The 13548-nt window shown below is 67.4% G+C and carries 9 protein-coding genes; 6 read left to right on the forward strand and 3 right to left on the reverse strand.

Going from position 1 to position 13548, the window contains the following annotated elements; translation table 11 throughout:
- The first annotated feature begins 15 nt into the window (after window positions 1-15).
- Window positions 16-2283 (forward strand): hypothetical protein, encoded by a 2268-nt coding sequence (locus ACIQD6_RS00245; RefSeq protein ID WP_401876595.1) that lies wholly within the window; start codon window positions 16-18, stop codon window positions 2281-2283.
- A 29-nt stretch (window positions 2284-2312) separates the two neighbouring features.
- Complete coding sequence (locus tag ACIQD6_RS00250; RefSeq protein WP_401876596.1) at window positions 2313-2936, forward strand: hypothetical protein; 624 nt, start codon at window positions 2313-2315, stop codon at window positions 2934-2936.
- 72 nt (window positions 2937-3008) lie between these two features.
- Here ACIQD6_RS00250 and fahA read toward each other — a convergent pair whose 3' ends face one another.
- The 3 genes from fahA to ACIQD6_RS00265 form a co-directional block, all read right to left on the reverse strand.
- On the reverse strand, window positions 3009-4238 hold the full coding sequence (fahA, locus tag ACIQD6_RS00255; RefSeq protein ID WP_401876597.1) for a fumarylacetoacetase: 1230 nt from the start codon (window positions 4236-4238) through the stop codon (window positions 3009-3011).
- Window positions 4239-4709: 471 nt separating this feature from the next.
- Complete coding sequence (locus ACIQD6_RS00260; protein ID WP_401876598.1) at window positions 4710-6758, reverse strand: CocE/NonD family hydrolase; 2049 nt, start codon at window positions 6756-6758, stop codon at window positions 4710-4712.
- 339 nt (window positions 6759-7097) lie between these two features.
- A complete protein-coding gene (locus ACIQD6_RS00265) occupies window positions 7098-8603 on the reverse strand; it encodes a peptide MFS transporter (RefSeq protein ID WP_401876599.1) in 1506 nt (501 codons plus the stop codon).
- Window positions 8604-8758: 155 nt separating this feature from the next.
- Between ACIQD6_RS00265 and ACIQD6_RS00270 the strand changes: the two genes are divergently transcribed.
- The 4 genes from ACIQD6_RS00270 (at window position 8759) to ACIQD6_RS00285 (ending at window position 13531) form a co-directional block, all read left to right on the forward strand.
- A complete protein-coding gene (locus tag ACIQD6_RS00270) occupies window positions 8759-9769 on the forward strand; it encodes a polyprenyl synthetase family protein (RefSeq protein ID WP_401876601.1) in 1011 nt (336 codons plus the stop codon).
- A gap of 356 nt (window positions 9770-10125) precedes the next feature.
- Window positions 10126-11406, forward strand: a complete 1281-nt coding sequence (locus ACIQD6_RS00275) for an outer membrane lipoprotein carrier protein LolA (protein ID WP_401876602.1) — start codon at window positions 10126-10128, stop codon at window positions 11404-11406.
- Between the two features lie 132 nt (window positions 11407-11538).
- Window positions 11539-12567, forward strand: a complete 1029-nt coding sequence (locus ACIQD6_RS00280) for an ATP-binding cassette domain-containing protein (RefSeq protein ID WP_401876604.1) — start codon at window positions 11539-11541, stop codon at window positions 12565-12567.
- A complete protein-coding gene (locus tag ACIQD6_RS00285) occupies window positions 12554-13531 on the forward strand; it encodes an ABC transporter permease (RefSeq protein WP_401876606.1) in 978 nt (325 codons plus the stop codon). Before ACIQD6_RS00280 ends, ACIQD6_RS00285 begins: the two co-directional genes overlap by 14 nt.
- Window positions 13532-13548 lie beyond the last annotated feature (17 nt).

Below are 13548 nucleotides of genomic sequence, written 5' to 3' on the forward strand. Positions count from 1 at the left end.
CTTACGTTCATGGATGTGGCCGAGGTGGACCTCGGAAAGCTGGGGGCAGCCGTTTCGAGCTGGGAAACGACGGTCAAGAATCTAAAGTCTCTTGCGAGCGACGCCGAATTCGGACTGCTCGCGAAGTCGGAGGCTGCCCGCTGGGCCGGGATAAACGCGAGTGTGACGCGAGCCTTCGTCAAGAAGACTGCGAAGGAGTTCGCCGACGCCCACGCAGAGGCCGAAAGCATCGCGAAACTCCTTCACGACTCTCATTCGGAACTCGTCGACATTCAGAAGAAAATGAAGACCGCCGTCGAAGTCGATGTCCCCGGTCTGGGGGTCAAGATTGAGGACATCGGAGAGGGAGCAGTCCGGTGGTTCTTTCCTCACATCCGGGGTGACAGCGACGAGCGCACGCAGGAGCAACGCGATGCTGCTCAAGCGCTGGCCGACCGGATCAGTGGCCTGTTGGCGCACGCCATGGAAATCGATGCTTCCGTCAGCCGGGCACTCGGCAAGAGTCACGGGAACGACCCCAATAACTTCGGCCACAAGAGCTACTCATCGCTGGACGACGCTCAGCAGGAGCGGGCGAGTGAACTGGCCAAGATCGGTCCCAGGATGAACGACAAACAGTTCGCCGAGTTCAACCGAATTATGAAGTACAACGCGAACGACTCCGACTTCTCGACCGCCTTCTACAAGGGACTCGGCGGACCGAAGGAGACCCTGGAATTCTATGGCCAGATGTCGCTCGACGGTACCTGGGAGGACGATAAGTCGCGGCTCGCCCTGACCAAAGAACTTCAGCGAAACATGGGTATGGCTCTGGCGTCGGCCACCGACCCGGACAATAAGTCTCATCTTCCCGCCACTTGGCAGAAAGACTTCCGCGAACTGGGAAACCAGCGAGTCGAACTTCCTCGTGGTGCGCCGACACCACCATACGGCTATCAGATTCTCGGCGGTCTGCTGAGATATGGAAACTATGATTCCCGATTCATTAATCCCATCGCCGAGCACATAGTTCAGACGCATCACAACAACCCTGACCGGTTCATGTTGAACAAGCCGGTGGGAGGAACTGATCTCAACTATGGATTCAATCCGTCAGGGAAAACCGGGGCCGGATATGATCCGCTGACCAGTGTCATGGAGGCGCTGGGACACAGTCCGGATGCGGCAAAGAAATTCTTTTCCGACGAGAGCCCCACGGTGTACAACGAAAATGGCTCCGTCAACAAGGAAAAGACGCTCGACTACACCTACTTCGACGAGTTGACCAAGAAGGATTTCGAGTGGCCGCCGGACACTCTTGAACCGCTCGGTGCCGGATCCGACGAGAAAGCCACCAGCGTTGGTCCGGACGCGCTCGGTCACGCACTCGAAGCCGCTACGACCGGCCACGCTTGGGATGCCGCGAACCCTGTACTGCGTCGTGACGAAGAAACGACCGCGATCATGAAGAGAGTAATCGAAATCTATGGCGCGGACTCGGACGTACCGGCGCATGAAGTCATGAAAGACAGTCTTGGCCGGATGGGGGCCGCCTATATTGACGACCTGAACTATTCGACGAAGAACTTCGGTGGCTCAGGGGACGAGTTGGGCCGCGACGAGCTGTTTGCCAACAGCAGTGACGGATCGACGCGGACGGACTTCGGGGAGATGGCCGCGCACAATTTCATGATGGTGGCGGCAGGGGACGAAGAGGGGTACAAGGCGCTGTCGTCGGCGCAACAGGTCTTCATGGCCAGTGGGCTCGCCTCATTCGAGGGCGATCGTGAATCCGGGACCACCTTCGCTCACAATGCGGCCAAGGTTCATGGAATTCTGGACGAGTCTCGATCTCATTATATTCGCGAAGAATTCAAGGGTACGGAAGAAGAAAAGAATCTGCTCCAGGAGCAAAAGGGTGAGTGGCGGAAGTTTGGCGTGAGTAGCGGTGTGGCTGGCGTGGTCGGTGTGGGAAGCGCGCTTGTTGTCGGCCCTGCTGCGGGTGTCGTGGTGGCCACGGCTGTTCCGCTGCTGATGGAGACAGGTGGGGAAGCAATCAACACGGCGTACGGAAACCATACGCTTCAGTATCTCAAGGACAACGAATTCAAGAATGACCCCGAGGCTCTTGGGGCTTACCAGGATCATGAAGAAGCTGCTCAAATGGCGGCATGGGCACCTGCCTCTAGTTACGCAGACACTGCAGGGATGACGAATTTCGAAAGGAATGAATTTAACCGGGAGTTTGAGTATTCCTATCGAGGCGGCAAGGCGATCATTGGTTCTGCGGAGAAGGTAAATTGACCCTAAAGGTTATGCGCATAGGATGTGGAGTGCTCACCGCCACGGCCCTGCTCGTGACTGGCTGCTCAAGCGAGCCGCCGAGGCGTGATGATTCGCCCATTGGCTGGAAGGCGTGCAATGAACTCTTCGGATCGAAGAATGTCGATGTCTTGCAGGAACAAATGGGTGGAGGGCAGCTGCGGATCGAGAATCAAAGCTACCCCGTCCGAGATTTGACAGCCGGGTTGATCGCATTGGCGCGCGGTTGGGAGCCGGGAAGCGGAGCTCACTTGTCAGCCGCGTTCAACCCTTGCCAGATCGCGATTTCAAAGAATGGTGAGCGTCTCACTTCTGATGTGCGCTGGTTTCAGTTCAGTATGAGTGAAATTCAGTCCGGGGATGTGTCCGAGGAGTGGCGTAATGTTGGAGGTGACGTACTCGCTTCAGAGGACTCGGGTAGGGGGATTGAATTCATCTTTCCATGCAAAATTTCGGGCACCCACAAAGGGCAGGAGGAGGGCCTTCCGCTGAAGGTGCTTCTGTGGGGAGTGGGGATGCCGAATTTCAACACGGATCTTCGTGGAAATATGGCCTCCGCAATGGCCCGGAAGCTGAGCAGTGAGCTCGGCTGTGTCAACAAGCCGGCCATCCCGCGTGAGATCACCCTCGCCTGAGCCGGGTTTCCGGCTCAGGCGACGCGCGCGTGGTCGACGGAGGCGGGGCGCGGCGCGGCGTGTGCCTGCGGGTCATTGCGGGCCGGATGCGATCCGTCCTGTGACCTCGCCCAGGCCGACCCTCGTGCCGTCGGGGCCCGGGGCCCAGGCCGTGATCGTCACCACGTCGCCGTCCTCCAGGAACGTCCGCTTGCCGTCGGGCAGTTCGAGGGGCTCGGTGCCGTTCCAGGTGAGTTCGAGGAGGGAGCCGCGCTGCTCGCGCCGGGCGCCGCTGACCGTGCCGGACGCGAAGAGGTCACCCGTACGCAGAGAGGCGCCGTTGACCGTCATGTGGGCCAGTTGCTGGGCCGCCGTCCAGTACATGGTGGAGAAGGGCGGCTCGGAGATCACCTGTCCGTTGAGGGACACGGAGATCCGCAGGTCGAAACCGCCCGGCTCCTCGTCGTCCGCGTCGTCCAGATAGGGGAGAAGTCCGGCGGTACGGGCCGGGGGCGCCACCCGGGCCGCGTCCAGGGCCTCCAGCGGGGTCACCCAGGCGGAGACGGACGTGGCGAAGGACTTCCCGAGGAACGGGCCGAGCGGAACGTACTCCCAGGCCTGGATGTCCCGCGCCGACCAGTCGTTGAGGAGCGAGAGCCCGAAGACGTGGTCGCGGAAGGAGGCCAGTTCGACCGGTGCGCCCTGCCGGGAGGGCGCACCGACGACGAAGCCGACCTCCGCCTCGATGTCCAGCTTGACGGAGGGGCCGAAGACGGGCGCGGGGTCGGACGGCGCCTTGCGCTGGCCCGCCGGGCGCGTCACGTCCGTACCGGAGACGACGATCGTGCCGGCCCGGCCGTGGTAACCGATGGGCAGGTGCTTCCAGTTGGGGGTCAGCGCGTCACTGTCGGGGCGGAAGATCCGGCCCACGTTGGTGGCGTGGTGCTCGCTCGCGTAGAAGTCGACATAGTCCGCGACGTCGTACGGCAGATGCAGGGTGACCGAGCCGAGCGGGTGGAGCAGCGGCTCGATGTCCGCGCGGTGCGCGGGGACGGTGACCCAGGCGGTGAGGGCCCGGCGGACATCGCGCCAGGCCGTACGCCCCGCCGCCATCAGCGGGTTGAGGCTCGGCTGCGCCAGCAGGGCCGCGTACGGGGAGCCCAGGGTGTGCGCCGCCGCTCCCGCGTCGAGCACCTGATCGCCGATACGGACCCCGAGCCGGCGGCGGTCGGGCTCGTCGGAGGTCGAGAAGACTCCGTACGGCAGGTTGTGCGGGCCGAAGGGATCGCCCTCGGTCGGTTCGAGCGGGCTCTGCTCGGGCATTGGTGCTGCCTCGCTTTCCGGATCGATGCAGGACACGTTACGTCGGTGTTGCCCCGTCACGGCAGTGGTGAAAAGCCCGCCTTGACCGAAAAAGCGCTGGGTGTGCCGGTGGGGGCGCCGGGTGGGTCGGGACCGTACCGGCGGTAGCCCCCTGACCGCGCCGCTGGGGCCACGGCCGGGGCCGCGGCCCCCCTCCGGCGTCAGGCTGCCGCAGAGCCGCCACAGCGCCCGTGGAGGCCCGCCTTGAGGCAGCTGTTGCCCGTCGGGCCCCGGCGTGTTCGCGTGGCCCGACGGCAGCTCTCGTGGCGGCCCCGTGCGCCCATGGCTCTCGTAGCTCTCGTAGCTCTCGTGGCCTCTGTGGCGGCCCTCGTAGCGGCCGCCGCAGAGGCCACGGGCATCGAACCGCCCGGCACCGAACCGGCACCGGACCGCCCGGCACCGACGGCTCGCTCGGCCGCCGTCAGCTCGCCGTCAGCCCGCCGTGCGCGGAATGCGCTTCTCCCAGGTCCGGTGGAAGACCACTTCCTCGCCGTCGTGGCAGATCACCTCGTTGGTGGTGAAGAAGGAATCCGCGTCGCAGCTGATCTCGGAACGCGTCTCGACCCGGGTGTCCCAGGCCAGTTCGGGCCGGTGCAGCCGGATCGTCCAGTCCGAGCGGGTGCGCGCCGACAGCGGGTCGCTCTCCTGGATCGTGTACGTCTCCAGCGCGTCCTCGGTGAATTCGAGACCGTCCGGGTAGACGCGGGTGCCGCCGTAACGCGGGTCCACCTCCAGCCGCCAGGTGCCCTGCGCCACGTCCCGGATCACCATCCGCTCGGGGCGCGGTTCGTCCAGGGTGGCCGGAAACACCACGCCCATCGGCTCGGACTGCTCCGGCGGCTCGAACGAGATCGGGCGGTCCTCGTCGGCCTCGCCGTCGGCCGTACGGACGGGCAGTTCGAGCGAACTGCCCCCCGGGTCCAGGATGAAGCCCGCCGAGTCTCCTTGCGGCCAGACCCACGGCCAGTACGCGGAGGAGACCGCGAGCCGGATGTGGTGGCCGGGCGGGAAGGTGTGCCCGATGCCGTTCAGCTCGAAGGTGACGTCCTCGGTCGCGCCCTCGGGCCACGGGTCGTTGCGGTCACGGCCGTTCCGGGCGGAGAGGTTGAGGACGCCACGCGTGACCAGCGTGGACGAGCCGTCTGGCGCGACATCGCACAGCCGGGCGATGGCCTGCCCGGCGGGTACGTCCATACGCAGCCGGAGCCGCACCCGGGGGCGGCCGAGGATCTCGATCGGAGCGTCGCCGTGCCCGTCGGTTACGTCACCGGCCGTACCGCCCGTGACCGGGAAGTCGAAGCAGGCCGACTTCGCGTCCTCGTCCCGCTGGTCCGGCGGCAGATCCGCGTCGTTGCCGAACGGGAAGTAGCGTCCCGCGTCCAGCCCGGTGTGATGAGGCGAATCGACAAGGACCGGCTCGCCCCGGAAGGCGTACGGGACGGTCGTGATGTTCGGGGAGGGCCACACGGTGTCGCCGACCCAGCGGCCCGGCAGCTCGGGGTAGACCGTCGCGGGCGGGTGCGAGGCGCTGATCCAGGAACGCAGCAGCGGCTCGTCCATCACATCCGTGTCCTCGCCCTTGAGGTGATGGTCCCACCAGCGCAGCGTCTCCTGGAGGAAGCCGATCGCGGGCCCCGGCGGCAGCCCCCGGTCCGGATACTGGTGCGACCAGGGCCCGATCAGCCCCCGTACCTTCTCCGGGTCCAGGTGCTCGACCAGCCGCAGCACGGTGTCGCGGTACGGGTCGTGCCAGCCGCCCACCGCCAGGACCGCCGCCTTGATCGCGCCGTAGTCCTCGCAGACGCTGCCGTGCTTCCAGTACGCGTCGCGGGTCTGGTGGTCGAGCCAGGTGTGGATGAAGGGGTCGACGGCTTCGAGACGCCTCAGCCACATCTCGCGCCAGTCCTCGCCGGCGAACACCGGGTCCGGCGGCCGCGAGACGAAGGCCAGCATCGTCGCGGCCCAGGCATGCATGTCGACGGCGAGCACCGAGCCGCCGATGTAGTGGACGTCGTTGTCGTAACGGTCGTCGGCCGAACAGACGGTGACGATCGCCTTGAGGGGCTCGGGCGCGAGGGCCGCGAGCTGGAGCGAGTTGAAGCCGCCCCAGGAGATGCCGAACATGCCGACCTTGCCCGTGCACCAGGGCTGCTCCGCAAGCCAGTTGATCACCGCGACCCCGTCGGCCAGCTCGGTCGCGTCGTACTCGTCGCCCGGCAGTCCCTCGCTGTTGCCGTGGCCGCGTACGTCGACGCGTACGGAGGCGTAGCCGTGGCCCGCGTACCAGGGGTGACGCTGCCAGTCACGCGGCGCGGTCCAGTCGCTCAGCCGGTACGGCAGATATTCGAGCAGGGTGGGTACGGGCTCGTCCGTGACGGGACGCCAGATCCGCGCGAAGAGGTGGGCGCCGTCGGGCAGCGGGATGCGTACGTCCTCGTGGGACGTTTCGTACGGGAACGCGGTGCGGATGGTGGGGGGCATGCCGGTCACCTCTGGGGGATGGAACGGGGATGGAACTCGGGGGAGAGTCGGGGGCGGTACAGGGAGAAGTCGGGGGTGGTGCATGGGGAAGTCGGTGAAAGCGGGGGAAAACTGTCAATGCCTGGGGCGGTTCGTCGGGGAACGCGGTTCATCGGTACGGCGGTTCATCGGAGAGGGGGTTCATCGAGAGGGGGGCATCGAGAGGGGGGTTCATCAGGAACGCGGTGCATCAGGAACGAACGGGAAGTCGGAGGAGGGGAAGGAGAGCGGATGGCGGGGAGAGCCGGGTGGCAGGAAGGGCTGGGGACCGCCAGTGGTGCGCGGGTTGAGGGCACGCCGTCAGTGGACGGGGTGCATCGTGCGGCGCAGCCAGGGCGCCGCGGCGATCACGGCCAGACCGGCCACGACCGCGACGGCGCCGTTGACGCCGAAGTAGGCGGGCCCCGAGACCTGTCCGTACAGTTTCACGGTCTGTGCCTGGATGCCGTTGGCGAGGGCCAGAGAGAGGAACCACAGGGCCATGGTCTGGCTGGCGAAGGCCTTCGGCGCGAGTTTGCTGCTGGCGGAGAGCCCGGAGGTCTCCACGAGGATGTCGCCGAGGCCGAGCAGCAGATACGAGCCGACGATCCACCAGGCGGCCATCTTGTAGTCGTTACCGCTGTGTCCGGACGTCGGCAGCACCATCAGCAGGAAGGAGAGGCCGCCGAGGACCACCCCGACCGCGATCTTGTTGGAGGCGTGCGGCTGCCGCGTGCCCATCCGGACCCAGAGCGCGGCGACGACCGGCGCGAGCGCCACCTCGAAGGCGCCGAGCGCGGAGGCGTACCAGCTGGCCGGGAAGTCGAAACCGAGGACCGATGTACGGGCATTGGTCGACGCCAGCAGGATCATCGTCGAATACGACTGGAAAAGGATGAAGTTGAAGACGACGGACGCCAGGAACAGCACCACGTACGGGCGTAGCCGGCCACGTTCCTCCGCGCTCACCCGGGGGCTGCGGAACATCACCGCGAAGTAGACGACCGGCACGATCACCGAGATCACGGTCAGTAGGTCGACGAAGCGGCCCAGGGTGAGCCATCCGGCCAGTGACAACGCGACGGCCACGGCGGCGACCGCGACCGCGCCCATGAGGATCAGCCGGACGGCCCGGCGCATCGGTTCCGGCGCGAGTGCGAACTCCGCGGTGTGTTTGTGCCCGGCGAGGTGACGGCGTCCGGCCACGTACTGGACGAGGCCCAGGGTCATCCCGACCGCGGCGGCCGAGAACCCCCAGTGCCAGCTCACATGCTCGCCGACCCAGCCGGTGACCAGCGGACCCAGGAAGGCGCCGATGTTGATGGCCATGTAGTAGAGGGCGAATCCGGCGTCCCTGCGCTCGTCGTCGGTGCGGTAGAGCTTGCCGACCATGGCGGCGACATTGGGCTTGAGCAGCCCCGTGCCGGCGCTGATCAGGCCGAGGCCGGCCCAGGTCGCCGCGGCCGTGGGGATGATCATGGCGCAGTGGCCAACGGCGATCAGGACGCCGCCCCAGAGCACCGCGCGGTACGAGCCGAGGACGCGGTCGGCGAGCCAGCCGCCTGCCACGGAGACCAGGTAGACCAGGGTCCCGTACGCGGCGGACACGGAGGCGGCCGTGTTGTCGGCCATACCCAGGCCGCCCTCGTGGGCGGTCGCGACGAAGTAGAGGACGAGGATGGCCTGCATCCCGAGGAACGAGAAGCGTTCCCAGACTTCCAGGCCCGAGAGGGTCAGCAGCCCTTTGGGGTGACCGAGGAAGGCGTGATCGTCGCCGGGTGGCGGTTGCTCCGTGTTGGTTTCGGGTTCGGCCGTTGTTCCGGACAAAAGAGCTACTCCTGGTCGTATGGCTGAACCCGAACATACCGGTGGCCCCGGGAAGCCGCCCATGGTGATCGAAAGGGGACCGGATAGGCTGACTTGAGTGGTGACAGCGACACATCGACAATCCGTGTGATCGTCAGCAGACAGGAGTACCCCTCGTGACCGTCGTCGGGCCGTTCGGGCTGAGCGTGCGGGACCAGGCTCTTGAGGCCGATGTCCAGACCGGATTGGCAGCCGTCGAGGCGGGACTGCTCGAAGCAACCAAAAGCGACGTGCCCTTCATCACGGAGGCCGCCCAGCACTTGGTGCAGGCCGGGGGCAAGCGGTTCAGGCCGCTGCTCGCGATGCTCGCGGCGCAGTTCGGCGACCCGCACGCGCCCGGAATCGTCCCGTGCGCCGTGGTCGTCGAACTCACTCATCTCGCGACGCTGTACCACGATGATGTGATGGACGAGGCGGAGGTCCGCCGGGGCGTGGACAGCGCCAATGCCCGCTGGGGCAACTCGGTGGCCGTCCTCACGGGTGATTTTCTCTTCGCCCGCGCCTCGCAGGTCCTGGCCGACCTGGGGCCCGAGGCGGTCCGCGTTCAGGCGGAGGCATTCGAACGCCTGGTCACGGGTCAGATCCTGGAGACGGCGGGACCTCGCGACGGACAGGACCCGGTCGATCACTACCTCGAAGTCGTCGGCGGCAAGACGGGCTCGTTGATCGCGGTCTCCGGCCGCTTCGGCGCGATGATGTCCGGCGCGGACGAGTCGGTCGTCGACATTCTCACCCAGTACGGGGAGCGGCTCGGCGTCGCCTTCCAGCTTGCCGACGACGTCCTCGACATCGCCAGCGACTCGCACGAGTCGGGCAAGACGCCCGGCACGGATCTGCGCGAGGGCGTCCCCACGCTGCCGGTGCTGCTGCTGCGTGCTCAGGCCGAGGCACATGGCCGCCGGAGCGACCTGGAACTGGTCGAGTTGCTGGACGGCGATCTGGCGGACGACGCGCTCCACGGTGAGGCGTTGCGTCTGCTGCGCGCGCACCCGGCGTTGGAGCAGGCGCGTCGTGACACGGTGCGGTACGCGGAGTCGGCGCGGGAGACGTTGGCGCCGCTGCCCGAGTGTTACGCGAAGTCGGCACTGGTGGAGCTGTGCGACGCGGTGGTGCACCGCGCGGGCTGAGCCGACGCGGTGGTGCACCGCGCGGGCCGAGCCGGTGGTTGAACTCGGGGCGTGCGGTGACGGAATACGTGTATGCGGCGATTGAGCACGGTCGTCGCCCGTTCCCTGCCATGTCCCCGCCATGCCCTGCGGTGCCCTTGCCGCGTTCCTGCCACGTCCCTGACGAACGACGGGGTTTTCTCATCCGTATGTCATCCCAGGGCAGTACAGAAAATTGCTCCCGGAGTCTGACGCTTGTCCGCGGCCGATTTGGTCAGATGGATAACACCACTCCTCACCACTTCGGGTGAGAACGGCGGCGCGGGGTGGACGAGTGCAACGGACGGAAGGCCGCCGACCACGGAGGTAGGGCACACATGGCACCGAATGACAGCACACAGATCGCCGACGAGGACAAGGGTCCCGGAGCGGGCCGCCGTAAGGCGGCGCGCTACGCGCTCCCGGTCGCGGTGGCGGGGGTGGCTGCGGCGACCATCGGGCTCGTCCCGGCACTCGCCGCGTCAGGCGACCCCGAACTGCCGAAGATCAGTGCGCAGCAGCTCATCGAGAAGATCGCGGCCTCGGACACCGAGCAGCTCTCGGGCTCGGTGAAGATCACCACGGATCTGGGTCTCCCGCTGGACGGCCTGAGCGGCGCTGCGGACGCCTTCGTTCCCAAGGGCGGCGAAGGCGGAAAGGATTCTTCCGCGGCGCCGAGCGACAAGCTGATGGAGCTCAGCTCCGGCACGCACACGCTGCGGGTCGCGGCGGACGGCCCCGACAAGCAGCGGGTGTCGATCAAGGAGAATGCCGCCGAGTACAGCCTGATTCACAACGGCAACGAGCTCTGGGCGTACGACAGCGCCTCCAACCAGGCGTACCACGAGGCGTCTCCGAAGGGTGCGCCCAAGGACGAGAAGGGCGCCCCTTCCTCTGAGGGGAAGCCGTCCGTCACACCGCAGGAGTTCGCCCAGCAGGCGCTGAAGGCGGCGGGCGACACCACCTCGGTGAGTGTCGACGGTACGTCACGGGTCGCCGGACGTGACGCCTACCAGCTGCTCATCAAGCCCAAGCAGGCCGGTTCGACGGTTGGTTCGATCAAGGTCGCGGTCGACGCGGAGACCGGTACCCCGCTCAAGTTCACGCTGACTCCGAGCAGCGGCGGCAAGGCCATCGTCGATGTCGGCTTCACCAAGGTCGACTTCGCCAAGCCGGCCGCCTCCACGTTCGACTTCGCCCCTCCCAAGGGCGCGAAGGTGACGCGGAGCGAGGACGCGGTGAAGGGCGGGAGCGACAAGCACGATGCCCGGGAAGGGCGGAAGTCCCCGATGATCCCGTCGGTGCCCGGCGGGGCGGCGGCGTTCGGCGACGGCGACCTGAAGGTCATCGGCAAGGGCTGGAACGCGATCTACGAGCTGAAGGCCCCGGGCGGCGCAGGCGCGCCCACGTCCTCGAAGCCGAAGTCCGGCGAAGAGGGCATGCCCGCGGAAGCGCAGGGACTGATCGACTCGCTGGGTGACAAGGTCAGCGGGAAGTTCGGTTCGGGGACGGTCTTCCAGACCCGCCTCGTCAACGCCCTGATGACGGACGACGGCAAGGTCTACGTCGGCGCGGTGACGAAGGACGCGCTGGTCAAGGCCGCCGACCAGGCGAAGTAACGCGGTAACCGCCCGCCCCGCCGCACGGTCAGTGCGGCGGGGCGGAACGCTGACCGGGGCCGGTCCGTTCTCGGAGAGGTACCGCCGGGGGACAGGGCTGGGGGATGCCGCCGGGGTGGAGGGAGGAGCGCGATGAGCGAGACGATCCGTGACGGGACCGACATGATCGACGGGGCCCATGGGACCGCCGTGATCAAGACACGTGGGCTCACCAAGCGCTATCGCGGCGGGCAGGCGGCCGTCGACCGTCTCGACCTGACCGTGCCCGCCGGCAGCGTCTTCGGCTTCCTCGGTCCGAACGGCTCGGGCAAGACCACCACCATCCGGATGCTGATGGGCCTGATCGAGCCGACCGCGGGCTCGGCCACGCTCCTCGGCCGCCCCGTGCCGCGTGCCGCCCGAGCCGTTCTGCCCCAGGTGGGCGCGTTGATCGAAGGGCCCGCGCTGTACGGGTACTTGTCCGGCCGGGACAATCTCGTACGGTACGACTCGGCCGACCCGACGGCCGACCCCCGGACCCGTCGCGCGCGCGTGGCCGGGGCCCTGGACCGGGTCGGGCTCACCGCCGCGGCGGGCAAGAAGGCGAGGGTGTACTCCCTCGGCATGAAGCAGCGGCTCGGACTCGCGGCCGCTCTGCTGCGGCCGCGCCGCCTGCTGGTGCTGGACGAGCCGACGAACGGACTCGACCCGCAGGGCATGCGCGAGATCAGGACCCTGGTGCGGGAGTTGGCGGCGGACGGCACGACCGTCTTTCTCTCCTCGCATCTCCTCGACGAGATCGAGCAGGTGTGTACGCATGCCGCCGTGATGGCCCAGGGGCGGCTCCTGGTCCAGGGGTCGGTCGCCGAACTGGCGGCCGGGACCCGCGACAGACTCGCCGTCACCACCCCTGATCCGGGCGAGGCCGCCCGGGTGCTGACGGAGTGGGGGGTCACCGATCTCGTCGTGACGGGGGACCGGGTGAGCGGCGAACTGCCCACGGGTGAGGGCGCGGCAGACCCAGCGGGCTCTGTGAGACCGGTGGAGCCGGCGGACCCGGCGGACCTGAATGCCGCGCTCGTACGGGCCGGCGTGCGGGTACGGGCCTTCGGCGTCGAGCGTGCCTCGCTGGAGGACGCCTTTGTCGCGTTGACCGGGGAGGGCTTCGATGTCGCGGGGTGAGGTCGAGGCCGGGACCGCCGCCGGTGTGGCGGGGACGGCCGAGGTGGCGGACAGGGCCGGGACGGCCGAGGTGGCCGAGGCGCTGGAAACGACGGGTGCGTCACCGGATCATGGGCCCGAGCCCCGGGAGCGACGGCTGTGGTGGACGCTCGGGCTCTTCCGCTCCGAGGTGACGACCACCTTCCGACGCTGGCGCACCCTCGCCCTGCTGGGGGTGCTCGCCGCCGTGCCGGTCCTCATCGGTATCGCCGTGAAGATCGAGACGGGCGACGGCGGTGGGCCCGGCGGCGGAGGCCCTGCCTTCGTCACCCAGATCACCAACAACGGACTGTTCCTGGTCTTCGCCGCGCTCGCCGCGACGCTGCCCGTGTTCCTGCCCATGGCGGTCGGCGTCATAGCGGGTGACGCGATAGCGGGTGAGGCCAACAGCGGCACGCTGCGCTACCTGCTGGTCGCACCGGCCGGACGTACGAGGCTGCTGCTCGTCAAATACGCTTCCACGCTGACGTTCTGCCTGGTCGCGACGTTGGTCGTGGCGGCCTCGGCGCTCGCCGTCGGCGTGCTGCTCTTCCCGCTCGGCGAGGTCACCACGATCTCGGGCACCCGTATTTCCTTCGGGGAGGGACTGGCGCGGGCCCTGCTGACAGCGGTGGTCGTCGCGGCCTCGTTGACGGGGCTGGCGGCGCTCGGCCTCTTCGTCTCGACCTTGACCAACAGCGGGATCGCGGCGATGGCCGCGACGGTCGGGCTGCTGATCACGGTGCAGATCCTGGACACGATCCCGCAGCTGCACGCGATACAGCCGTACCTCTTCCCGCACTACTGGCTCTCGTTCGCGGATCTGGTGCGTGAGCCGGTGTACTGGGACGAGGTGGTCAAGAACCTGGGCTTGCAGGGGCTGTACGCGGTGGTGTTCGGCTCGGCGGCCTGGGCCCGCTTCACGACGAAGGACATCACGGCCTGAAGCCGGGAGTACGAGGT

The sequence above is a fragment of the Streptomyces sp. NPDC088400 genome, assembly GCF_044753355.1.
Lineage (GTDB): Bacteria > Actinomycetota > Actinomycetes > Streptomycetales > Streptomycetaceae > Streptomyces.

Excerpts from the sequence above, each read along its gene's own strand:
- ACIQD6_RS00260 (WP_401876598.1), bottom strand. The coding sequence starts at position 6,758 with ATGCCCCCCACCATCCGCACCGCGTTCCCGTACGAAACGTCCCACGAG.
- fahA (WP_401876597.1), bottom strand. The coding sequence starts at position 4,238 with ATGCCCGAGCAGAGCCCGCTCGAACCGACCGAGGGCGATCCCTTCGGC.
- ACIQD6_RS00275 (WP_401876602.1), top strand. The coding sequence starts at position 10,126 with ATGGCACCGAATGACAGCACACAGATCGCCGACGAGGACAAGGGTCCC.
- ACIQD6_RS00285 (WP_401876606.1), top strand. The coding sequence starts at position 12,554 with ATGTCGCGGGGTGAGGTCGAGGCCGGGACCGCCGCCGGTGTGGCGGGG.
- ACIQD6_RS00280 (WP_401876604.1), top strand. The coding sequence starts at position 11,539 with ATGAGCGAGACGATCCGTGACGGGACCGACATGATCGACGGGGCCCAT.